Annotated in this window: 20 protein-coding genes; 11 read left to right on the top strand and 9 right to left on the bottom strand. The window is 59.0% G+C overall.

What is annotated here, in order from left to right:
• Nucleotides 1-39: 39 nt before the first annotated feature.
• From ACR0JF_RS15265 to ACR0JF_RS15255, 3 genes are all read right to left on the bottom strand, one after another.
• Nucleotides 40-1,491, bottom strand: a complete 1,452-nt coding sequence (locus ACR0JF_RS15265) for an NAD(P)(+) transhydrogenase (Re/Si-specific) subunit beta (RefSeq protein WP_170375069.1) — start codon at nucleotides 1,489-1,491, stop codon at nucleotides 40-42.
• Nucleotides 1,492-1,504: 13 nt separating this feature from the next.
• Nucleotides 1,505-3,076, bottom strand: a complete 1,572-nt coding sequence (locus tag ACR0JF_RS15260; protein ID WP_170554269.1) for a Re/Si-specific NAD(P)(+) transhydrogenase subunit alpha — start codon at nucleotides 3,074-3,076, stop codon at nucleotides 1,505-1,507.
• A 130-nt stretch (nucleotides 3,077-3,206) separates the two neighbouring features.
• Complete coding sequence (locus ACR0JF_RS15255) at nucleotides 3,207-3,656, bottom strand: methyltransferase family protein (RefSeq protein ID WP_170660679.1); 450 nt, start codon at nucleotides 3,654-3,656, stop codon at nucleotides 3,207-3,209.
• A 194-nt stretch (nucleotides 3,657-3,850) separates the two neighbouring features.
• Here ACR0JF_RS15255 and kynU point away from each other — a divergent pair, with 194 nt between their 5' ends.
• A complete protein-coding gene (gene kynU / locus ACR0JF_RS15250; RefSeq protein WP_170660678.1) occupies nucleotides 3,851-5,044 on the top strand; it encodes a kynureninase in 1,194 nt (397 codons plus the stop codon).
• Here the strand turns inward: kynU and ACR0JF_RS15245 are convergent.
• The gene (locus ACR0JF_RS15245) at nucleotides 5,037-5,615 is read right to left on the bottom strand and encodes a TetR/AcrR family transcriptional regulator (RefSeq protein WP_170660677.1); all 579 of its coding nucleotides are present in this window, start codon (nucleotides 5,613-5,615) and stop codon (nucleotides 5,037-5,039) included. The two genes, kynU and ACR0JF_RS15245, sit on opposite strands and share 8 nt — an antisense overlap.
• A gap of 97 nt (nucleotides 5,616-5,712) precedes the next feature.
• Between ACR0JF_RS15245 and ACR0JF_RS15240 the strand changes: the two genes are divergently transcribed.
• Together ACR0JF_RS15240 and ACR0JF_RS15235 are read left to right on the top strand one after the other, a co-directional pair.
• Entirely contained in the window at nucleotides 5,713-6,177 is a 465-nt protein-coding gene (locus tag ACR0JF_RS15240) for a (2Fe-2S)-binding protein (protein WP_170660676.1), read from the top strand.
• Between the two features lie 3 nt (nucleotides 6,178-6,180).
• Entirely contained in the window at nucleotides 6,181-8,421 is a 2,241-nt protein-coding gene (locus ACR0JF_RS15235; RefSeq protein ID WP_170660675.1) for a molybdopterin cofactor-binding domain-containing protein, read from the top strand.
• Nucleotides 8,422-8,471: 50 nt separating this feature from the next.
• Here the strand turns inward: ACR0JF_RS15235 and ACR0JF_RS15230 are convergent, their stop codons facing one another.
• The 3 genes from ACR0JF_RS15230 to ACR0JF_RS15220 all read right to left on the bottom strand — a co-directional run bounded on the left by ACR0JF_RS15230 (nucleotide 8,472) and on the right by ACR0JF_RS15220 (nucleotide 12,125).
• Entirely contained in the window at nucleotides 8,472-9,251 is a 780-nt protein-coding gene (locus ACR0JF_RS15230; protein ID WP_170660674.1) for a gamma-glutamyl-gamma-aminobutyrate hydrolase family protein, read from the bottom strand.
• Nucleotides 9,252-9,481: 230 nt separating this feature from the next.
• A complete protein-coding gene (locus ACR0JF_RS15225) occupies nucleotides 9,482-9,907 on the bottom strand; it encodes a heme-binding protein (RefSeq protein ID WP_170660673.1) in 426 nt (141 codons plus the stop codon).
• An 82-nt stretch (nucleotides 9,908-9,989) separates the two neighbouring features.
• Nucleotides 9,990-12,125, bottom strand: coding sequence for a malate synthase G (locus ACR0JF_RS15220; protein ID WP_170660672.1), 2,136 nt, complete (start codon nucleotides 12,123-12,125; stop codon nucleotides 9,990-9,992).
• Between the two features lie 207 nt (nucleotides 12,126-12,332).
• Between ACR0JF_RS15220 and pepN the strand changes: the two genes are divergently transcribed.
• The 7 genes from pepN (at nucleotide 12,333) to ACR0JF_RS15185 (ending at nucleotide 21,136) form a co-directional block, all read left to right on the top strand.
• On the top strand, nucleotides 12,333-14,885 hold the full coding sequence (gene pepN / locus ACR0JF_RS15215) for an aminopeptidase N (RefSeq protein ID WP_170660671.1): 2,553 nt from the start codon (nucleotides 12,333-12,335) through the stop codon (nucleotides 14,883-14,885).
• The gene (locus tag ACR0JF_RS15210) at nucleotides 14,882-15,310 is read left to right on the top strand and encodes a hypothetical protein (RefSeq protein ID WP_170660670.1); all 429 of its coding nucleotides are present in this window, start codon (nucleotides 14,882-14,884) and stop codon (nucleotides 15,308-15,310) included. Before pepN ends, ACR0JF_RS15210 begins: the two co-directional genes overlap by 4 nt.
• Nucleotides 15,311-15,435: 125 nt before the next feature.
• Entirely contained in the window at nucleotides 15,436-16,689 is a 1,254-nt protein-coding gene (locus ACR0JF_RS15205) for a hypothetical protein (RefSeq protein ID WP_170660669.1), read from the top strand.
• A gap of 69 nt (nucleotides 16,690-16,758) precedes the next feature.
• Nucleotides 16,759-18,270, top strand: a complete 1,512-nt coding sequence (gene gatB, locus ACR0JF_RS15200; protein ID WP_170660668.1) for an Asp-tRNA(Asn)/Glu-tRNA(Gln) amidotransferase subunit GatB — start codon at nucleotides 16,759-16,761, stop codon at nucleotides 18,268-18,270.
• A gap of 88 nt (nucleotides 18,271-18,358) precedes the next feature.
• Nucleotides 18,359-19,603, top strand: a complete 1,245-nt coding sequence (gene pepT, locus ACR0JF_RS15195) for a peptidase T (RefSeq protein ID WP_170660667.1) — start codon at nucleotides 18,359-18,361, stop codon at nucleotides 19,601-19,603.
• Nucleotides 19,604-19,683: 80 nt separating this feature from the next.
• On the top strand, nucleotides 19,684-20,094 hold the full coding sequence (locus ACR0JF_RS15190; protein ID WP_170660666.1) for a DUF4177 domain-containing protein: 411 nt from the start codon (nucleotides 19,684-19,686) through the stop codon (nucleotides 20,092-20,094).
• A gap of 142 nt (nucleotides 20,095-20,236) precedes the next feature.
• Nucleotides 20,237-21,136: a hypothetical protein gene (locus ACR0JF_RS15185; protein ID WP_480669535.1), complete on the top strand. Its 900-nt coding sequence runs from the start codon at nucleotides 20,237-20,239 to the stop codon at nucleotides 21,134-21,136.
• 6 nt (nucleotides 21,137-21,142) lie between these two features.
• Here the strand turns inward: ACR0JF_RS15185 and ACR0JF_RS15180 are convergent, their stop codons facing one another.
• Nucleotides 21,143-21,397 carry a BolA family protein gene (locus ACR0JF_RS15180; RefSeq protein WP_170660665.1) on the bottom strand — a complete coding sequence of 85 codons (255 nt, stop codon included), beginning with the start codon at nucleotides 21,395-21,397 and terminating at the stop codon, nucleotides 21,143-21,145.
• Nucleotides 21,398-21,504: 107 nt separating this feature from the next.
• Between ACR0JF_RS15180 and ACR0JF_RS15175 the strand changes: the two genes are divergently transcribed.
• Nucleotides 21,505-22,131: a J domain-containing protein gene (locus tag ACR0JF_RS15175; RefSeq protein ID WP_170375034.1), complete on the top strand. Its 627-nt coding sequence runs from the start codon at nucleotides 21,505-21,507 to the stop codon at nucleotides 22,129-22,131.
• Here ACR0JF_RS15175 and ACR0JF_RS15170 read toward each other — a convergent pair.
• Nucleotides 22,124-23,035 (bottom strand): Hint domain-containing protein, encoded by a 912-nt coding sequence (locus ACR0JF_RS15170; RefSeq protein WP_170643027.1) that lies wholly within the window; start codon nucleotides 23,033-23,035, stop codon nucleotides 22,124-22,126. The two genes, ACR0JF_RS15175 and ACR0JF_RS15170, sit on opposite strands and share 8 nt — an antisense overlap.
• Nucleotides 23,036-23,260 lie beyond the last annotated feature (225 nt).

Here is a 23,260-nt window from a genome sequence, read left to right as displayed (position 1 = left end):
GCCCGCAGGCGCCCTTTGCAATTGAATTGTGCGTTTTGATCACTCGATCATCGGCAGCAGCTTGTCTAGCGACTGCTTGGCGTCGCCATAGAACATGCGCGTGTTCTCTTTGAAGAACAGCGGGTTCTCGATGCCTGAATAGCCAGTGCCCTGACCGCGCTTCGACACAAAGACCTGCTTGGCCTTCCAGCACTCCAGAACCGGCATACCGGCGATGGGGCTGTTGGGATCCTCCTGCGCCGCAGGGTTCACGATGTCGTTCGAGCCGATGACGATGGCCACATCCGTATCTGGGAAATCGTCATTGATCTCATCCATCTCAAGCACGATGTCATACGGCACTTTCGCCTCGGCCAGCAGAACGTTCATGTGGCCCGGCAGACGTCCGGCAACGGGGTGGATCGCAAAGCGCACCTCTTTGCCCTTGGCGCGCAGCTTGCGTACCAGCTCGGACACCGACTGCTGTGCCTGAGCAACAGCCATGCCGTAACCTGGGATGATGACAATGCTGTCCGCATCGTTCAGCGCGGCGGCCACGCCGTCCGCCTCAATCGCGATCTGTTCGCCTTCGACAGCCATCTGCTCACCCTGCGGGCCACCGAAGCCGCCCAGGATCACGCTGACAAAGTGACGGTTCATCGCCTTGCACATGATGTAGGACAGAATCGCACCCGACGAGCCGACCAGAGCGCCGACGACAATCAGCAGGTCGTTGCCAAGGCTAAAGCCAATCGCCGCAGCCGCCCAACCCGAATACGAGTTCAGCATCGACACAACCACCGGCATGTCAGCACCACCGATACCCATGATCAGGTGATAGCCGATGAACAACGCCGCCAGTGTCATCAGGAACAGCGGGAACAGACCGCCCGAGCTGGTGTACCAGATCAGACAGATCAGCGAGAGACCCGCAGCCGCCGCGTTCAGCATATGACCACCGGGCAGTTTGGTCGCCGCCGAGGTCACTTTGCCCGCCAGCTTGCCATAGGCCACAACCGAGCCGGTAAAGGTGATCGCACCGATGAAGATGCCCAGAAACAGTTCCACATGCAGGATCGCCAGTTCCGCCGGGGTCTTCTTGGCGATCAGCTTGGCGAATGCACCAAGGTCAGACAGGTCCGCTTGACCCGCGCTATCCTTGATCGCCATGACCTGAGCCACGTTTCCGATCTCGAAATGTGCGTTGAAGCCGACGAACACAGCCGCCAGACCGACCAGCGAGTGCATCGCGGCGACCAGCTGCGGCATCTCGGTCATTTGGACGCGCTGCGCCACGTATTGACCGATCAGACCACCGCCGATGATCAACAGAATGGACAGCAGCCAGAGGCCCGAACCCGGACCGACAAGCGTGGCGAAGACCGCCAGCGCCATACCAACGATACCATACCAGACCGCGCGCTTGGCGCTTTCCTGGTTCGAAAGGCCGCCGAGCGACAGGATGAAAAGGACAGCCGCAACAACGTAAGCGGCAGAAGTGAAGCCAATCATATGCCCGACCTCCTTAGGATTTCTGGAACATGGCGAGCATGCGCCGGGTTACGAGGAAGCCGCCGAAGATATTGATCCCGGCCATGAACACGGACAATGCAGCCAGCAGAATAACCAGGAACGACCCGGACCCAATCTGCATCAACGCCCCAACGATAATGATCGACGAGATCGCGTTGGTGATCGCCATAAGCGGTGTGTGTAAGCTGTGCGCAACGCCCCAGATCACCTGGAAGCCCACAAAAATCGCCAAGACAAAGACGATGAAGTGCTGCATGAAGCTTGCCGGAGCGATCAGCCCCACCAGCAACATCAGCGCGCCACCAACACCCAGCAGGGTGAACTGCTGCTTAGTCTGTGCCTTGAAGGCTGCGATTTCCTGCGCCTTTTTCTCTTCCGGGGTCAGTTCCTTGACCTCGGGTTTCTTTTGCGCCGCAATCGCCTGCACCTTGGGCGGTGGCGGCGGGAAGGTTATCTCCCCCTCATGGGTCACGGTTGCACCGCGGATCACGTCATCTTCCATATCGTGATTGATCTGACCGTCCTTCTCGGGCGTCAGGTCTGCCATCATGTGACGGATGTTGGTCGCGTACAGAGATGACGCCTGCGCCGCCATCCGACTGGGGAAGTCGGTGTAACCGATGATGGTCACGCCATTGTCGGTCACGATCTTCTCATCCGCAACGGTCAGCTTACAGTTGCCGCCCTTTTCCGCTGCCAAATCGACGATGACCGAGCCCGGCTTCATCGCTTCGACCATATCCTTGGTCCAAAGCTCGGGCGCTTCACGGTTTGGGATCAGCGCGGTGGTGATCACGATGTCCATCTCGGGCGCCAACTCACGGAACTTGGCCAACTGCGCTTCGCGGAACTCCTCCGACTGAACCGAGGCATAGCCGCCGGTGGCCGCGCCGTCCTGCTGGTCTTCTTCAAAGTCCAGATAGACAAACTCGGCCCCCATCGACTCGACCTGCTCGGCCACTTCGGGGCGCACGTCGAACGCATAAGTGATCGCACCCAGCGACGTGGACGTACCAATCGCCGCCAGACCAGCAACACCGGCACCCACGATCAGCACCTTGGCAGGCGGCACTTTACCGGCCGCCGTCACCTGACCGGTGAAGAAACGGCCAAAGTTGTTGCCTGCCTCGATTACCGCACGGTAACCCGCGATATTCGCCATCGAGGACAGCGCGTCCATTTTCTGCGCACGGGAAATACGCGGAACCATCTCCATCGCGATGACATTTGCGCCTTTTGACTTGGCAGCTTCCATCCCCTCTTCATTCCCTGCCGGGTTGAAGAATGAGATCAGCGTCTTGCCTTTGGTCAGACGCTTCAGCTCGGTCTCATTCGGCTGGCGCACCTTGGCAACGATATCTGCAGCTTTCCAAAGCGACGCCGCGGTTTTCATAACCTCGACACCGGCCTCTTCGTAAGCCGCATCAGAAAAGCCCGCCGCAGCACCGGCACCCTTTTCGATCAGGCAGTCATAGCCCAGTTTTTGCAGCTGGCGCGCCGAGTCCGGCGTCATCGCCACCCGGTTCTCACCGTCAAAAACTTCTTTTGGCGTTCCTATCTTCAACGGAGAGCCTCCTTTACTTTCGATATGTTCGCGCGAGTTCTTTGCATCTTTCGTTCAATCCTCACCTACATTGCGAAAGATTATTTCGCAACTGCAGCATTCGTTACGTTGTGTCATTGGCAGCACACCTTCAAATCCAACGCCGCGTCTTTTGCGCATAACGGGCGAAGTCAGCGCGAAACTTGCGGCGCAAGCGATCCTCTTCTGGCTCGATAAAGCGGCGTTCCAGGATCCAGACGAAAATTGGCACCAGAACCAGCGACAGCACCGCATCGAAACGCAGGATCAAACCGGTCAGGATAAGGACGTCCCCCAAATAGATTGGGTTCCGGCTGCGTTTGAAAATTCCGCTTTGCACCATGCTGGATGGGGTCTGGTGCGGCATTACCGTCGTTTGATGGCGGCGGAATTCGACAACCGCCAGAACAGCCAAAACAATACCGCCCCCGATGAGCACGCCGCTGGCAAGATCAGTCAACCACCCTTGAAGGGACAGCCCAAAGGACAGGTGTTGCGCTTGAAACCACGCGAGGCAAGCCGCCCCCAGCAACCAGATCGGAGGGATGTCGATTTTCTGCATTCGCGCTGATTACCTGTCGATATCTCTCAAAGAAAGTGTCGTTTTCGACAGTTTGTCTACCGCTTTCCGACCTTAAGATCAAAACATCAAAAGGTCGCGGCAATTTATTTCGAAGATATGCATCGGTAGACAGCGCTTAGCGCATCCGATAGCCAACGGATACAACCAAAAATAAACAACAGGGCCCAGCCGGAATGACCGACTTCAAAGCAACTAAAGCCATGTTCGAACTGCCCGAAGGCATTCTCTATCTTGACGGCAACTCTCTGGGCCCGTTGCCAAAGGCGGTTGACGCGCGTCTGCACCAGACGGCGACGCAGGAATGGGGGCAGATGCTGATCACCGGTTGGAACAAGGCCGGATGGATGGGATTGCCCACGGGTCTGGGAGATCGGATCGGACGTCTGATCGGGGCCGGGGCAGGCAGCGTTGTGGTCGGCGACACCCTGTCGATCAAGGTCTATCAGGCCGTGGCCTCGGCGCTGGAGTTGAACCCGAACCGCAAGGTTGTGCTGTCAGACAACGGCAATTTCCCATCTGATCTCTATATGGCGGACGGGCTGCTGCGCTCTCTGGGCGCGGAGTACGAATTGCGCGTCGTCGCCCCGGAAGAGGTCGCTGCAAACATCACAGAAGACGTCGCCGTTCTTATGCTGACCGAGGTCGACTATCGCACCGGCCGTATGCACGACATGAAAGCTCTGACCGAATTGGCCCATGCAAACGGTGTGGTGACGGTTTGGGATCTGGCCCATTCCGCCGGTGCAATTCCGGTCGACCTGGCCGGGTGTAATGCTGATTTCGCGGTCGGGTGCACATACAAATACCTCAACGGCGGCCCAGGTGCGCCAGCGTTCATCTACGTTGCTCCGCGCCTGTCCGACCGTGTCCGCCCCGCGCTTTCGGGATGGCTGGGGCACGAAGCACCCTTTGCCTTCGATCTCGATTATCGTCCCGGTTCGGGGATTGAGAGGATGCGAGTCGGCACCCCTCCGGTCTTGCAAATGGCCGCGCTGTCTGCGGCGATGGATGTCTGGGACATGGCCGAGATGGCCGATGTCCGGGCGAAATCCATCGAACTGACCGAGTTGTTCATCGCAAAAGTCGAGGCCACCTGCCCCGGCCTAACCCTCGCCAGCCCACGCGATCCGGCGCAGCGCGGCAGTCAGGTCTCATTCCACTTTACCGAAGGATATGCGGCCATGCAGGCGCTGATTGCTCGTGGCGTGATCGGAGATTTCCGCGCACCAGACATCATGCGCTTTGGCTTCACGCCTCTTTATGTTGATGAAAACGACGTGGAACAGGCCGCCGAGATTCTAGCCGATATCATCACCAATAACCTGTGGGACCAGCCAGAATACAAAATCCGCCAGCGAGTTACCTGACCTCGAGCCCGGCGCCCAGCAATTCAGCCAATTGCGAGATGCGTTGCTCGAATTCAGCCGCGTTGGTTGCGGTCATCTTGACGCCCATCAGGGTCGCAGTGATGGTCTTCGCCGTCTCTTCCGGGCCGTTGGGCAGACGGACGCGTCCGGCACTGTCTTCGCGGCGCAACCAGTCGGCATAAAGCGCGGTCATCTCTTCCTCACCCTCGGCCAGAATGTCCGAGGCGGTCGATTTGCTGGTATCCAGCATCTCTCGTCCGTGGGGAGAGGTCAGTATCTCAGCCAACCCCTTGATCTGCCCTTCAATCGCGCGCGCCAAACGCTGGGACACGCTGCCACTGCCTGACAAGGCCTGCGATACGTTTGCGGTCTTTTCGGCGTAATGCGCGCGCGTCAGGCTGCGCACGATCGCCTCTTTGTTCTTGTAGTGCAAATACACGGCCGGGCGCGACATGCCCGCCCCTTTGGCGATGTCGTCCATCGAGGTTTTGCGAAACCCATAGGCTGCGAACGCCTCAAGCGCCGACGCAAGAATGGCATGTTGCCGCGGATCGTCCTGTTTTTCCGTCATGAAACCGATCTGACATTTTTCTCTTATTTTGTCAATTGACACAATGACACTTTCAGACAATTATGTCAGAAACCGCCACAGCTACGAGAGGTGTGCCATGGCAACCGCGCTGAAGATCAACGGCAAGCAACATCAGGTTGACCTGCCCGAAGACGTCCCCCTGCTTTGGGTCCTCCGGGATGAGGTCGGCCTGACCGGAACCAAATTCGGCTGCGGTGTGGCCGCCTGCGGCGCGTGCACCGTGCATATCGATGGTGAGGCCGTGCGATCGTGCCAGGTGTCGCTTTCGGATGTCTGGGGCGATGTGACTACGATCGAAGGCATCGGTTCGCCCGAAGCGATGGCCGTGATCCAGCAGGCCTGGGTGGATCATCAGGTAGCACAATGTGGTTATTGCCAGTCCGGTCAGATCATGCAGGCGGCGGCTTTGTTGGCCGAAAACCCCGCTCCAACGGATGCGGACATAGACGACGCGATGCAGGGCAACCTGTGCCGCTGTGGCACTTATCCCCGCATCCGCGCCGCGATCCAAGACGCCGCTGGCAAGTTGCAGGAGGCTTAAGAGATGGGAAAAGTTGGGAAAATTCTGCGCCGCACCTTCCTGATTGGCTCGGCTGCCATCGTCGGCGGTGTGGCCTTTGGGGGTTACTACGTTACCCGTCCCGCCCCGAACCCGCTGAAACCCGGCGAGGGAGAGGCTGCGCTGAACCCATTCATTCTGATCGACCAGAATGGCGTGACCCTGTTCGCCCCGCGTGCCGAAATGGGACAGGGCGTTAAGACGACCTGGGCTGCTTTGATCGCCGAGGAGTTGGACGTCGATCTTGACCAGATCAACGTGCTGCATGGCCCTGCTGCGGCGGCGTATTACAATTCCGCATTGGTTGGCGAAGGACTGCCGAACAAGGGCTACGACATCTCGAACTTCCAGCACAATCTGGGTGAGGCGCTGGGTGTCCTCGGCAAAGCGCTGAGCCTTCAGGTCACCGGTGGCTCGACCTCGATGAAAGACGGGTTCGAGCGGATGCGGCAGGCCGGCGCGTCGGCCCGCGAGACGCTGAAACGGGCCGCTGCCGACCGTCTGGGGGTTGACCCGTCGCAACTACAGACGGCCTCGGGGCATGTCATCGCACCCAATGGCGACAAGATCGCCTATACTGACCTCGCCATGGATGCGGCGGGTCTTGAGCCGGTCGAGGTACCTCTGCGTGACCCGTCCGAATGGCGGTATCTGGGCCAGACTCAACCGCGTCTGGACATGGTTGGCAAAGCGACAGGCACCGCTGAATTCGGCGTCGATGTCCGCCTGCCCGGTATGAAATTTGCAGCCGTGCGAATGAACCCCAAGCTGGGCGGCGCGATGAACGACTATGACGACAGCGCCGCAAAAGACATGCCGGGGGTCGAACAGATCGTTGATCTGGGCACTGGCGTTGCCGTCATCGCCAACAACACATGGCTTGCCAATCGAGCGGTGGAGGCGATCGACGTTGATTGGGGGGATGCCCCCTACCCGCCGGAAACCGACGGCATCTTCGCCAAGATCGCCGAAGCATTTGACGATGCCCCGAACTCGACCATGCGCGACGACGGCGACGTCAGCGTCACACCCGAGGGCGCAACCGAAATCACAGCCGAATACCGCCTGCCCTATCTGGCCCACGCTACGATGGAGCCGATGAACGCCACCGCGCTATACACCGGCAACGCGCTGGAACTGTGGTGCGGTAATCAGGCCCCCACTCTGATCCAATTCCGCGTGGCCAATACGGCCGGTCTGGATACGGATGCGGTGCAGATCCACACCACCTATCTGGGCGGCGGGTTTGGTCGCCGTGGAGAACTGGATTTCGGCGATATCGCCACCAAGGTCGCCATGGCGATGCCCGGCACTCCGGTCCAGACGACCTGGAGCCGCGAAGAAGACATGCGCCACGACTACTACCGCCCTGGCGCAATCGCTCGACTGCGCGGTGCTGTGAATGATGGCAAAGCGGTGCTGATCGACGGCGCGGTTGCCTCGCAATCCTGTACGCAGCAAGCGGTTGAGCGCTATACCGGAATGCCCGGTGCGGGCCCTGACAAAGTTCTGGTCGAGGGCTTCTTCAACCAACCTTATGCGGTTCCGAACTACCGGATGAACGGCCATATCGCGAAGCTCGACGTGCCTGTTGGCTTCTGGCGCTCGGTCGGCAATAGCCATAACGGCTTTTTCCATGAGACCTTCATGGACGAGATGGCCTACGCCGCAGGCCGCGACCCGCTGGAGTTCCGGCTGGAGTTGATGAAGACCGAGCACGCCCCTTCGGCAGGTTGCCTTGAGGCCGTGAAAGAGATGTCGGGCTGGACGGGTCAAACTCAGGCTGGCGTCGGTCGGGGTGTCGCCTTTACCTACAGCTTCGGCACTCCGGTCGCGCAGGTGATCGAGGTGGTCGACGAAGACGGCACGATCCGCATCAACAAGGCGTGGATCGCTTGTGACATGGGTCTCGCGTTGGATCCAGAAAACGTCAAGGCGCAGATGTTCGGCGGGATGATGTATGGCCTGAGCGCCGCTTGCTACGGCGAGATCACCTTTGCCGAGGGCGAAGTCGAGCAGTTCAACTTCCCCGACTATGACGCACTTCGCATGCACACGGCTCCGCAGGTCGAAGTGCGCGTTCTCGAGACCAACCGCCATATGGGCGGCGCAGGTGAGCCCGGTACACCCCCCTCGATGCCGGCCTTAGGTAATGCGCTGTTTGATCTGACCGGAGAACGCGCGCGAACCCTGCCGCTGATCAATCAGTTCGACCTACTGATTTGATCGCGACGCACCGGTCCGGCATCCCCTCCCGGCCGGACCGGTGCCAAAACTTAAGCTGTCTGTTGCAGGAACCGCGTGCTTGATCCTGCAGACCAGGCTTTGACGGCCGCGCCAAACGCCTCAAACAACGGGCGCGAAACCGGGTCATTTGCAGCATCCCACTCCGGGTGCCATTGGACCGAGAGGGTGAAGCCCGGCGCATCTTTGACATAAATCGCCTCGGGCGTGCCATCCGGTGCGTGGCCGTCGATCACAACGTTCTGGCCTACGGCCTTGATCCCCTGACCGTGCAGCGTATTAGTCATCACCTCGCGCGCACCAAACAACCGGTGGAACACGCCGCCTTCGTTCAGAGTTACAACATGACGAAGGGCGAACTTTTCCTCAAGCGTTCCATCAGGAGGCATCCGGTGGTTCTGTCGCCCCGGAAGGTCGCGGATCTCGGGATATAGCGTCCCGCCCATCGCCACGTTAACCTCCTGAAAACCTCGACAGATTCCGAAGAACGGTTGGCCGCGCTCAACACAGGCGCGCACCAGCGGCAAGGTAATCGCATCGCGCGCCCGGTCGAAATCGCCATGCGCTTCAGTCGGCGGCTCACCGTATTCCTCGGGGTGAACATTCGGTCGACCGCCCGTCAGAAGAAACCCGTCGCACGCCTCCAGCAATTCCTCGACCGAGACGTAACGTGGATCAGCCGGGATCAGCAGTGGCAAACACCCTGAAACATTCGCGACGGCATCCGAGTTCATCGTGCCACCGGCATGCGTCGGGTAGTTGTCATTCATCAAGTAAGAGTTGCCGATGATACCGACGACGGGTCGAGACATTCTGCTTTCCCAATTTGTTTCCTAAACGTGTGGAAAAGCTATCGGCAGGGAAAACAGCGCGCAATAGCACAGGCCCTGTGTGTCAGCGCAAGTACGTGTTCAATGCCGCACATCTAGTCAACCGACGGGACATTGTCACAATCGGACTACCATTGCCCGCTAAACGTGCAATGCAAAAAGTCAAATTTGGGCGAGAGAGCCCGCGCAGGCTCTCCCCTTCTTCAAGGAAATCAGCTTTCGCCAACAAGGTTCGCGGCTTCGATCCCTGCCATCGCAGCAAGCACGTCATTGTCCGAGGTGTCACCCGTCACGCCGACAGCACCGATCACGGCACCTTTCTTGTCGCGCAACAGCACACCGCCCGGCACCGGAACCACCTGCCCGCCATAGACGCCATTCACCGCCGCCATGAAGTAGGCCTGCGCTTCGGCACGCTGCATCTGCGCCTTCCCGGCTATACCCAACATGACCGAACCATAGGCCTTGCCCTGCGCAATTCCAAAACGTCCCGGGGCCGCGCCATCTTCGCGCTCGAACGCAATGACATGACCGCCCGCATCCAGCACAACGACCGAAAGCGGTTTCAATTCCAACCGGCGCCCCTCTTCCAGCGCTTTACGAATGATGGTGCGCGCCTTGCGCAAGGAAATTGCCATCCCTGATCCCTTTCATCTGGCTAAAAATATCCTCGGGGAAGCGCGAGTGGGCAGACAGCCCCCTCGTTCCCGCCCTATCCACTTAACCCAAGCTGGCTTTCAACTCCAAACGGCGGGCATGCAGGACCGGCTCGGTATAGCCCGAGGGTTGCACACGACCCTTGAACACCAGATCGCAGGCCGCTTGGAAAGCAATGCCATCAAAGCCGGGTGCCATCGGATGATAGGCTGCGTCACCTTCGTTCTGACGATCCACAACGGCCGCCATCTTCTGCATCGCCGCCATCACCTGTTCTTCGCTGACAACACCGTGGTGCAACCAGTTGGCCAACGCCTGGCTGGAAATCCGACAGGTCGCGCGGTCTTCCATCAAGCCGATGTCGTTCAGGTCCGGCACTTTCGAGCATCCAACACCCTGATCGACCCAGCGCACGACGTAGCCGAGAATACCCTGCGCGTTGTTCTCGATCTCACGGGAGATCTCATCATCGCTGAGGTTGCGGCCACCCAGCAGCGGAACGGTCAGCAAATCCTCCAACGTGCCGCGTGCCCCACCTGCGGCCAGTTCATCCTGACGGGCCAGAACGTCGACCTTATGATAGTGCGTGGCATGCAAAGTCGCAGCGGTTGGCGAGGGAACCCACGCGCAAGTGGCGCCTGATTGCGGATGGCCGATCTTGGCCTCCAGCATATCGCCCATGCGATCGGGCATGGCCCACATACCTTTGCCGATCTGCGCCTTGCCTTTCAGGCCGCAGGCCAGACCGATATCGACGTTGCGATCCTCGTAGGACGCAATCCACGGCGTGTTTTTGATGTCGCCCTTGGGCAGCATCGGGCCTGCCTCCATCGAGGTGTGGATCTCGTCCCCGGTCCGGTCAAGGAAGCCGGTGTTGATAAAAGCCACGCGAGATTTCGCGGCCCGTATACATTCCTTGAGGTTGGCCGAGGTCCGGCGTTCCTCATCCATGATACCCAGTTTCACGGTGTTGCGCGGCAAGCCCAGGATGTCTTCGACCATGTCGAAAATCTCGACCGAGAAGGCGACCTCTTCCGGGCCATGCATCTTGGGTTTCACCACATAGACCGACCCGGTGACCGAGTTGCCGCCGTCGCGCGCCAGATCATGCAGGGCGATCAACGTAGTGCAAAGAGCGTCCATGAGGCCCTCGCCGATCTCGTTGCCCTCGGCATCCAGAACGGCCGGGTTGGTCATCAGATGGCCCACATTGCGTACCAGCATCAGCGAGCGGCCTTTCAGACGCGCCTCTGCTCCGTTCACGTTCGTGAAGTCCAGATCAGCCGCCAACCGGCGGGTAAATGTCTTGCCGGATTTGCTGACCTCTTCGGTCAGATCACCCTTCATCAGACCCAGCCAATTGCCATAGGCAACAACCTTGTCGGCTGCATCCACGCAAGCCACCGAATCCTCGCAATCCATGATCGTCGACAACGCGGACTCGAGCCGTAAGTCCGAGATGTTGGCCGGATCAGCAGCGCCGATCGAGCTGATTGGGTCGATCATGATCTGAATGTGAAGACCGTTGTTTTTCAACAGGATGAACTCGGGCTTTTCAGCAGCGCCGCCATGACCCACAAACCTTGAAGCATCCGCCAGCGCAGGAACCAAAGCACCTGCTTCAACGCTCAGCTTTGTGACGTCCGCCCAGGTTCCGCTGGCCAACGGCACAGCATCGTCGAGAAACGCTTTGGCCCATGCAATCACACGCGCGCCGCGGGCAGCATCGTAGCCTCCACCCGCAGGCAAATCACCCATCGCATCCGTGCCATAGAGCGCATCATACAAGCTGCCCCATCGCGCATTGGCAGCGTTCAGAGCAAAGCGCGCATTGGTGATTGGCACAACCAGCTGAGGACCGGGCGTAGCGGCGATCTCGGGGTCGACATTGACGGTTTCGATCTGGAAGTCTTCGCCCTTTTCCACCAAATACCCGATCTCGTGCAGGAACGCTTTATAAGCCTCGGCGTCGTGGTCCTCACCTTTGCGATCCAGATGCCATGCATCCAATTGGTCCTGAATCTCTTTGCGTTTGGCAATGAATGCACGGTTCTTGGGGCCCAGTTCGGATACCATCCGCGACAGGCCGTTCCAGAAGGTCTCGGCGGTGACACCGGTGCCGGGCAAAGCCTGACCTTCGATGAATGCGACCAGAACCGGATCGACCTGAAGTCCGCTGCGTGTCTGTCTGCTGGCCATTTTCTTCCTCTCCCACGAATGTACGCCACTGTATGCCGCCAGCATGTAGAGCGAAAGTTTCCGATAGGCAACGCATGCCGCTACATTCTGGTAAGAAAATCTTACCAGAATGGCAAATCAACGCCGCAAACAGCGGATACAGGCGGCTTGCAGCCCTGCCGCGATGCCCCTAACGTCGCCCTCGACCCAAGTTTTGCGAGGCCCCCGATGCGCGACGCCACCCCCACTACTATCTATCTGAAAGACTACACCCCGTTCGGGTATCTGGTGGACAATGTGCATCTCACCTTTGATCTGGCAGCAAACGCCACCCGCGTCACATCCCGCATCGCCTTTCGTCCGAATCCTGTGGCCAGCGATCGCACCTTTTTCCTGCATGGCGAGCAACTGAAGCTGATCCGCGCCTCCATCGACGGTGCCGAAGTGTCCCCAAACCTCACGCCTGAGGGGCTGACGGTTGCCGCCCCCGACGCCCCCTTTGTCTGGGAGGCGGAGGTCGAGATCGACCCCGGCAATAACACCGCGCTTGAAGGGCTTTATATGTCGAACGGCATGTATTGCACCCAGTGCGAGGCCGAAGGGTTCCGCAAGATCACCTACTACCCGGACCGCCCCGACGTGATGTCGACCTTCACGGTGCGTATCAATGGCGACCTTCCGGTGCTGCTGTCCAACGGCAACCCGTCGGGCAAAGGCGAAGGCTGGGCCGAATGGACGGACCCATGGCACAAACCCGCCTATCTGTTTGCTCTGGTCGCTGGCGACCTGATCGCGCATCCGGGCCAGTTCACCACCATGTCGGGCCGCGAGGTAGAGCTAAACCTCTGGGTTCGCCCCGGTGACGAAGGCAAATGTGCCTTCGGGATGGAGGCGCTCAAGAAGTCCATGAAATGGGATGAGGACGTCTACGGCCGCGAATACGATCTGGACGTGTTCAACATCGTAGCCGTGGACGATTTCAACATGGGCGCGATGGAGAACAAGGGGCTGAACATCTTCAACTCTTCAGCCGTTCTGGCCAGCCCGGAAACCTCTACCGATGTGAATTTCGAACGGATTGAGGCGATCATCGCACATGAGTATTTCCACAACTGGACCGGCAACCGCATCACCTGTCGCGACTGGTTTCAGCTGTGCCTCAAAGAGGGCTTGACCGTTTTCCGCGATGCGCAGTTCACCTCGGACATGCGCTCGGCACCGGTCAAGCGCATCCACGACGCCATCGACCTGCGCACAAGGCAGTTCCCCGAGGACAATGGCCCGCTATCGCACCCCGTCCGGCCCGAGAGTTTTCAGGAAATCAACAACTTCTACACCTCAACCGTCTATGAGAAAGGTGCCGAGGTCATCGGCATGTTGAAACGTCTGGTCGGGGATGAGGCCTATGCACGGGCGCTGGATCTGTATTTCGACCGCCATGACGGGCAGGCCTGTACGATCGAGGATTGGCTGCAAGTCTTCGAGGACACAACAGGCCGCGACCTGAGCCAGTTCAAACGCTGGTACAGCCAGTCCGGCACCCCGCGCGTTTCCGTGGCTGAGGATTGGGCGGATGGTACCTACACGCTGACGCTGAGCCAACGCACCGACCCGACTCCGGGACAAGAGGATAAGCAGCCTCAGGTCATTCCCGTCGCTGTCGGCTTGCTGGGCCCGAACGGCGACGAGGTTCACGCAACCCAAGTGCTGGAGCTGACCGAGGCCGAGCAGAGCTTTTCCTTCGCCGGACTGGCGGCCAAACCCGTGCCCTCAATCCTACGCGATTTCTCGGCCCCTGTGATCCTTGAACATGACACTTCGAATGCTGAGCGCGCCTTTCTGCTGGCCCATGACACCGATCCGTTCAACCGCTGGCAGGCCGGGCGCTCGCTGGCCGAGGACAGTCTGCTGCGCATGATCACCGAAGAGGCGACGCCGGATTCCGACTATCTGGACGGCCTGCTGGCCGTGCTGCGCGATGAAACACTGGACCCGGCCTATCGGGCCTTGATGCTGGGCCTTCCGACACAATCCGAACTGGCCGCCGCCCTACATGACAAGGGCGTCACACCCGACCCGATGGCCATCTGGACCGCTGTCGAGACTCTCCGTCAAGCCACTGCGCAACACGTACAGGATCTTCTGCCCAAGCTGCACAGCGAAACACTTGTGGACGCCCCTTATCAACCGGACGCGGCGCAATCCGGCAAGCGTGCATTGGGCGGAGCAGCGCTGGCTCTTACCTCTCGTCTCGACGGCGGCAGCAAGGCGGCAGACGCGTACCAAACTGCCGACAATATGACACTGCAACTGACCGCCCTGTCCTGCGTGCTGCGCGCGGGCAAAGGTGAGACGGAACTGAGCGCCTTCTACGACCAGTGGCAGCATGACCGGCTGGTGGTCGACAAATGGTTTGGTCTGCAGGTCTCGATGGCCGCCCCTCAGACCACGGTCGAGGCCGCACGCACTCTGACAGAGCATCCTGATTTCAATTGGAAAAACCCCAACCGGTTCCGTGCCTTGATGGGATCGCTGGCCATGAACCATGCGGGCTTCCATCAGGCGGACGGAGCGGGCTATGCCCTACTTGCCGACTGGCTGATCCGGCTGGACCCGGTGAACCCGCAGACCACGGCGCGTATGTGTTCAGCATTCCAGACGTGGAAACGATATGACGCCGACCGTCAGGCGCTGATGCGCGCGCAGCTGCGCCGGATCGCCGATACGTCCGAGCTGTCACGCGACACGACCGAGATGGTCTCGCGCATCCTCGGCGCATGACCTCGTTCCGTTTTACCCGGCAAAACCGGAACCCACGTGTGGTGATCTTGCTGATCTGCATCTACGCAGTGCTGATCGGCCTGATACTTTTCCTGAACGCGGCTTGGTGGTTGATGGCGTTGCTGGCACTGGCGACACTGCCGGCCGTCTGGGATATCTTGAAAGACACCAGCGCCGGGGTCGAACTGACCGGCGAGAAACTACGCTGGTTCACCGGCCAACGCAGCGGCGAACTGGACCTGTCCGAGGTTGACCGGTTCCGATTTGACACCCGCTGGGATTTCTCGGTTCGCGTTTCAGCGGTGCTGAAATCGGACAAGCGCGTCCGCCTACCGGATGAGTCGCTACCGCCACACAAAGAGTTCGAAGACGTGTTGCAGCAGGCGGAATTTACCGTTGAACGTCATCATTTTAGGGTTTTTTGAAACAATCCCAAGCCCAAGGGCTAATTGATCACATCTCGAACTAAAGCGCGCAACGACTCCTTGAAATAGACACAGTTTTTGGCAAACTGGATGCGTTACACGTTTGTTACAGTTCGAGTTTTGCCATGTTTCGGTCTTTTAGGGCGGCTGCCGCCCGTATTTTCGGCTCTTCCAGTCCCACCTCTACGCCTTTGCCCGCGTCTGTTGCGGATGCAACCGCGTGGCTTGTCGCCTCGGGGCAGTTGAACATCCCTATTGCGGAAACAGATGACACGGCCGGGCATCAGGTGATCGAACGCGGACGCCATCTGGCGCGACAGGATTGGTGGGGCGAACTCTCGCAAGAGATGCGGGCCGCGGATGAAGCACGTGAAACTACGCCCTGCGGTCAGCCGGTTGCCGACCTGTTGGGTTTCGGGGCCCGGGCAGATGTTGTGCTGGCGGCGGAACATGCCTTGTCGGATGGCAGAACTCAGTCAGACTATGACTTTCTGGCAGGCATCTCTGAACTGGAGGGTGAAATTCAGAACCACCCCGATGACCCGATGATCGCCCTTGTGGTGGCATTGGCTCATATAGATTTGGCTTGGGCATGGCGCGGGACAGCAGACCCCAAAGACCTACCCGCACTGCATCAATCTCGTTGCGCCGCGCATTTCGACCGCGCTGCCGTTTTGCTGAAAGACTGCCGCTCTGCAATGCCGAATAGCCCAGCGATTGCCGCTGCGGATTGTGCCCTACTGGCGGGCCATATCAGCCCACGCACCCGTGTGGCAGACAAATACGAAGCGCTGATCACGCTTGACCCGCAAAACCATCGCCACATGCGCGCCATGGGCAGCCATCTGTTGCCACGCAGGTTCGGGACCTACGACCAGCTAGAAGTTCAGGCCCTACGCAACGCCGCGCGCACTCAAAAAACATGGGGCGCAGGTGGCTATACCTGGGTTCAGTTCGATGCCATTGCACTGGATGACGAAGCCTGCGCGCGTGTGGATGTCGAGTATTTTCTGGAAGGTCTGCACGACATCGTTGAACGCCGCCCCGACCAGCAGACGATCAACCTGTTGGCGGCCTATTGTTCGGTCACGCTGCAAAACGGGATGGGCCGCAACCCTAAGGCCGACATCGCCCGTAAACAGATTTGCGAGGCTGCAAACTGGTTGATCCGCGATCACCTGACCGAGCTGCACCCCCTGATCTGGGCCCATGCGGCGAACGGGTTCAGCAACAGCCTGCGCGTCAACTCGACCGAGCGCTTCGCCGCACGTGGCCGCCGGGATGCGCTGCGCGCGATCGCCAATCAACTGCGCGAGGAACTGCGCAGTGGTCAAAGCGTGACCTTTACGCCGACGGGGTTGCAAGTCTCAGGGAACTAACCCCTTGCCCCTTTGGCGCGCCGGGCCTAATACGCAAGCCTAGACTTCTGCGGAAATTAGAGGCGCGCCATGCTCGACCTGACATACGAAATGCCGAAAATCAAAACCATTGCCGGGGCCAAGCACGATTGGGAGCTGGTGATCGGGATGGAGGTGCACGCTCAGGTCTCGTCCAATGCCAAGCTGTTTTCCGGCGCGTCGACCCAATTCGGAGCCGAGCCGAACTCGAACGTGGCTTTCGTTGACGCGGCGATGCCGGGCATGCTGCCGGTGATCAACGAATATTGCGTGGAACAGGCCGTGCGCACGGGTCTGGGCCTGAAGGCGGATATCAACCTGAAATCGGCTTTTGACCGCAAGAACTATTTCTACCCTGACCTGCCGCAGGGCTACCAGATTTCGCAGCTGTACCACCCCATCGTGGGCGAAGGTGAAGTGCTGGTTGAGATGGGCGACGGCACCGCGCGCATGGTTCGCATTGAACGCATCCACATGGAGCAGGACGCGGGCAAATCGATCCACGACATGGACCCGCATATGTCCTTCGTCGATCTGAACCGGACGGGCGTTTGCTTGATGGAGATCGTCTCGCGCCCCGACATCCGCGGCCCCGAAGAAGCCGCCGCCTATATCGCCAAGCTGCGTCAGATCATGCGCTATCTGGGCACCTGTGATGGCAACATGCAAAACGGCAACCTGCGCGCGGACGTGAACGTCTCGATCTGTTTGCCGGGTGCTTATGAGAAGTACCAGGAAACGCAGGACTTCTCGCATCTGGGCACCCGCTGCGAGATCAAGAACATGAACTCGATGCGCTTTATCCAGCAGGCGATTGAAGTCGAAGCCCGCCGTCAGATCGCCATCGTTGAAAGTGGTGGTGAGGTCGAGCAGGAAACCCGACTGTACGATCCGGACAAGGGCGAGACGCGGTCCATGCGGTCCAAGGAAGAAGCACATGATTACCGTTACTTCCCCGATCCCGATCTGCTGCCGCTGGAGATTGAACAGGCATGGGTCGATGACATTGCATCCAAACTGCCCGAACTGCCCGACGCTAAAAAGGCCCGGTTCATCGAAGCGTTCAGCCTGACCGACTATGACGCCTCGGTCCTGACCGCCGAGGTGGAATCGGCTGCGTATTTCGAAGAGGTCGCGCAAGGCCGCAACGGCAAACTGGCCGCGAACTGGGTAATCAACGAGCTGTTTGGCCGCCTCAAGAAAGAAGACCACGACATCACCGACTCGCCCGTATCTCCGGCGCAGTTGGGAGGGATCATCGACCTGATTTCCTCGGATGCCATCTCGGGCAAAATCGCCAAGGATCTGTTCGAGATCGTCTATACCGAAGGTGGTGACCCTGCGCAGATCGTCGAAGAGCGCGGCATGAAGCAGGTCACAGACACGGGCGCGATCGAGGCCGCTTTGGACGAGATCATTGCCACCAACCCGGCGCAAGTTGAAAAGGCCAAGGTAAACCCGAAGCTGGCAGGCTGGTTTGTCGGTCAGGTAATGAAAGCCACCGGCGGCAAAGCCAACCCCAAGGCCGTTAACGAGCTGGTTGCCCAAAAGCTGGGTTCGTAAGCCCGTTTTCACTGTTATGCGACGGAGTCAGGCCACCCGCTTGACTCCGTTTTCTTTTACGCCCTTTCTTCCGCGCAGGAGAGGTGCCATGACCAGAAAATTCGATCAGGAACTTGAAGACCGTCTGATGCGCTACGCGGCCATCGACAGCCAAAGCGATGAGACATCGCCTTCGACCCCGAGTACGCCCATTCAGTTCGACATGCTGAACCTGTTGCAGCAAGAGCTGACGGAAATAGGCGCGCAGGATGTCGAGGTGACCGGCGACAGCGTCGTTGTGGCAACCATTCCTGGCACCGCCGAAGGGCCGACCGTGGGGTTCCTGGCCCATGTCGACACCGCCCCGCAATTCAACGCAACCGGTGTCAAACCACGCGTCATCAAAGGCTATAACGGCGGTGAGATCACCTTTCCTGACGATCCCGATCTGGTTCTGTCGCCAGGCGAGCACCGTTATCTGGCCGAAAAGATTGGGCATGATCTGATCACCGCTTCTGGCACCACTCTGTTGGGCGCTGATGACAAGGCCGGCGTGTCCATCCTGATGACCATGGCGCGGCACCTGATCGAAAATCCAGACATTCCACACGGGCCCATCCGCATTGCTTTCACCCCGGACGAAGAAATCGGGCGCGGTGTGACCGAGCAACTACCCAAAGACCTCAAGGCCGATTTCGCTTATACACTAGACGGGCAAGAGGTGGGCGAGATCGAATTTGAAAGCTTCTCGGCCGACCGTGCGGTGATTAAGATCACCGGCGTGTCGATCCACCCGGGGCTGGCCAAGGAAAAGATGGTCAATGCCACCCATCTGGCCGCAAAGATCGTGCAAACCCTGCCGCAGGCGACGTTGACCCCCGAGGTGACCGACGGGCGCGAAGGGTTCATCCATGTTACCGACATGAATGGCGGCTCGTCCGAGATGGAAATCAAGCTGATCCTTCGGGATTTCGAGATGGAAGGTCTTGAGGCCCAGCGCGACCTGGTGCGCAAGGTCTGCGACGCCGTTCAGGCCTCCGAGCCTCGCGCGACCATCACCTGCGATATCAGCCATCAATACCGCAACATGCGCTATTGGCTCGAGAATGACATGACCCCCGTCGATCTGGCGCGCGAAGCCTGTCAGGAACTGGGGATCGAACCTCTTTCGGTTCCGATCCGCGGCGGCACCGATGGCTCCCGCCTCACCGAATTCGGCACACCCTGCCCCAACCTGTTCACTGGAATGCAGTGCATTCATGGACCGTTGGAGTGGATTTCGGTCCAGGACATGGCGCTGGCGACCGAACTCTGCCTCTCGGTTGTGGTCAAGGCGGCGCAGAAGACCGGCTGATTTGCGCCACTTGCGCAACGTCTCTTTCACCCGGCGACCTGCGTGATAAGTTGTCGGCCAAAGGTACAAGGGAACAGTCGATGCCGCGCTACGAATACAAAGTCATTCCGGCCCCGCAAAAGGGCGCGAAGGCCAAAGGCGTCAAAACGCCAGAGGGCCGCTTTGCCACCTCGGTCGAGCAGGTGCTGAACGAAATGGGCCAACAGGGATGGGAATACCAGCGTGCCGAGTTGCTACCCAGCGAGGAACGCTCGGGCCTGACCGGATCAACCACAAATTGGCGCAACGTGCTGGTTTTTCGGCGAGTGATTGAGGCCGAGTCCACCGAGGTAGTGGCCCCTGTGGCCACACCATCGCCAACCGAAACGCCCGAAGGTGTGCCCTTGGCTCAGCCCGTTCCCGGGCCAGATGCGGTTCAAGCCCCGGAACCAATTTCAGCCGAAGTAGATGAGCCGCCGTTGACGTTGAAACCGAGCGAAGAGGCCAAGTAAAACGCATCCAGACCGCACGGACTAGAGGGTGTGGTTTAGATAACACGGATTGAGCCAACGAGACTCAGGCGGTCATCCGTTCCTGAGTTTTGCTCGTATCGTTCCAAAACATCCTTCGTCACAGAACAGGACCACGGTCGCGATGAAACCTTGCACCGCTCTTCTTTGTTTCCTCTCCGCATTCGCCTGCCAGATCGCGCTGCCTGCCGCCGCACAACAACGTCTGGGTTGGGTCAGCCAGATCGACGGACTCGCCGCTTATCAAGGAAGCGCCGATCTGGATCAGGGTGGAGACTTCAGCGCGACGCGATCGTTCCTGCGGGCCACCGGGCTTTACCGATTTGATGGCGAAACGTCACTTGGCATTTCAGTCAGCTACGGGCAGCTGGACTACGACTTCAGCGCGGCGGACAACCAGCCCTGGAACGACATTCGTGACATCCGAATATCGGCTCCTCTGCGGTTTCAGGCTGGCCAGCGGGCCAGTGTGTTCGTGTCGCCTCAGGTCAGATGGGACTATCAGAAAGGCGCGGCATCTTCGGATGGTCGTACCCATGGTGTATTTGCGGGCGTCGCGTGGCAGATCAGCGAAAGCCTGACCATAGGACCGGCCTTTGGCGCCTTCACGCAATTGGAAGATAGTGGTGTCGATCTCTTTCCGGCGCTTTTGGTGGATTGGGACATCAATGATCGCTGGAACCTGAACACCGGTTCCGGAATCGGTGCGACTCGCGGGCCGGGTCTCACCCTCAGCTACGCGTTGAATGACGATTTCAGCCTCTCGCTGTCGGCCCGATCCGAAAAAATTCGCTTCCGGCTAGACGACGCGGGGTTGGCTCCGAGCGGGATCGGCGAAGACAAGAGCCTCCCCGTGGTTGCGTCGCTCAGCTATGCTCCGAATCCGGGCGTGTCTTTAACCGTCTTTGCTGGGGCCGAATTCGATGGCCGACTGACACTGGAGGACGAAAACGGCAACGAAATCAGCCGCCAGAGCTATGACACAGCGCCTTTGGTCGGCCTCGCTTTTCGACTCCGGTTTTAGACGAAATTAAACGCCAATATCCAACGCCAAAGCATGGATACGCGGTACAATGTCGCCCAGCGCTTTGTGAACGGCGCGATGCCGGGCCACGCGAGATTGGCCTTCGAATGCGGCGGCACGGATGCGAACGTTGAAATGGCTCTCGCCACCTTCCTGAAACCCTGCATGACCCCGGTGGCTTTCGCTGTCATCCACCACCTCAAGCTCACGCGGATCAAAGGCGGCCTGCAGTCGGGTTCGGATTTCGTCAGTCACAGTCATTTTTACGCTCAACGGCAAAAAACTTGCCGCCCCCCTCTTCTACTTTCGGCTGCTTAGACTAAACTGCTGCCTCCGAGTCGAGAAGATGCGTTCTTAAGGATCACAGCATGACGAAATCAGACCCTTTCGGATTCGATATGTCCGTCTCCAGCGCCAAGAAAAAGAACCCGCGCGGGCGTCGGGGCATGTCAGGTGCTTCTGAAACCTCGGTGCGAATCTGTGATCACCCGGGCTGTGAAGAGGCGGGCAAGTACCGCGCGCCCAAGGCCCCGGACGTTCTGGATGACTTCTACTGGTTCTGCCAGCAGCACGTGCGCGAGTACAATCAGAAGTGGAACTTCTTCGACGGCACGACCGAGGCTGAACTGAACGCACAACGCACGAAGGACAAAGTCTGGGAGCGTGAAACCAAGCCCATGGGCGACCCCGAGGCCCGTGCGTGGGCGCGTCTGGGTATCGAAGACCCACACCAGGTTCTGGGGGCAAACAGCACCCAGAACAAAGGCCGCACCTCGGGTGGCGGTGGCCGTCGCCTTCCGCCCACCGAACGGCGCGCTATCGAGATTCTGGAGGCCAATGACAGCTGGTCCAAAGCCGAAGTTCGCAAGGCCTACAAGAAGCTGATCAAGGTGCTGCACCCGGATATGAACGGCGGTGACCGGTCTCAGGAAGAGCAACTGCAAGAGGTCGTCTGGGCCTGGGATCAGATCAAGGACAGCCGGAACTTTAAGTAAAACGCTCTTGCCCTGGCAACAAATCCCGCAATACTTCTGCTTCGGGTCGCTTCAGACAACGCAAGTGTGTCCGCTGTCGTTGCGCCGAAGCCGGATTACTAAGCTCGGGAAACAAGGCACGCAATTCCTCGACGTCTTCGCGTTGGAATGATTTCAACGCAAGATCACCGAGAAACAAGCTTTCGCTTTGCAAACCATGTGACGATAGGACCACATGTCGACTACAGGCAAAGTGGAAATAAGTTACAGGTGCCACAGGCGGCATTTGACGGATCAAACCATCGTTCACCAAGTGTATTGCGGCACAAAAAACCCGTGGCTCGCCAAAAAGAAGCTCGGCCCGCCAACCTTCCAGCACAATTCGATGCTGGGGGGAAACAAATAAGTCTTGGCTGGGCAGGTCATCACCCAAAGCGCCGCGCTGAATCCGGACGGGCCTGAACTTTGGATTTTTGCGCAACGCGTTCGCGCTGAGAGTTCTTTTGCCTATCCAGATGATCGGCAGTGTTTGCCCGCCTGCCACACAGACCCGATCCCCAGCCATCAAAGAGTCTACAGGGCGTGGCCCTCCATCTGTGTCAATCAGCGTTCCAGCTACAAAACAAGGCGGGTTGACCGGGTCGAGGTCACTCACGGTGATCTCCCAATTCCCGGTGCTGAGAGACCCGGTCGGATCGACACTATTGAAAGCGTAAATCTGCCCGCCTACTTGGATAAAATCCGCGGTTTCACTGGTCCCGCGGTAATTTCCCTGACCAAGATAGGTGTAGGGCACGAAGGTCGTGCCGCCATCGAAAGAAACCGTTTGCCCTGAGATAATCGCAGGTGTCGTTGATCCCTGAACTATGAGGTTACCAGTGCCGCCGGTCTCAGTCACCGTGTAGAGGAGCGCGTCAAAAGGCATTCACTGCACCTTGCCGGTCGCCAACAGGTAACAGTTGAAGCCACCCCGACTTAACAAAGGATGTCGCGAACACCTTAACCCCCTACATATAGCCCATTACACATGCGGGCTTTGCTCATTTTACCCTTCAAATAGGCCCATTCAAAGAAATATTTAATTTCGTGAATTTAAATCCCGATTAGTCTCAGAGTGAGGCGTCCCCTGAACGGTAATTGAATGAACGGA

The organism is Ruegeria sp. BG11, assembly GCF_056538565.1.
Note: the sequence above shows the minus strand (reverse complement) of the source record. Positions and strands in the feature narration are given on the sequence as shown.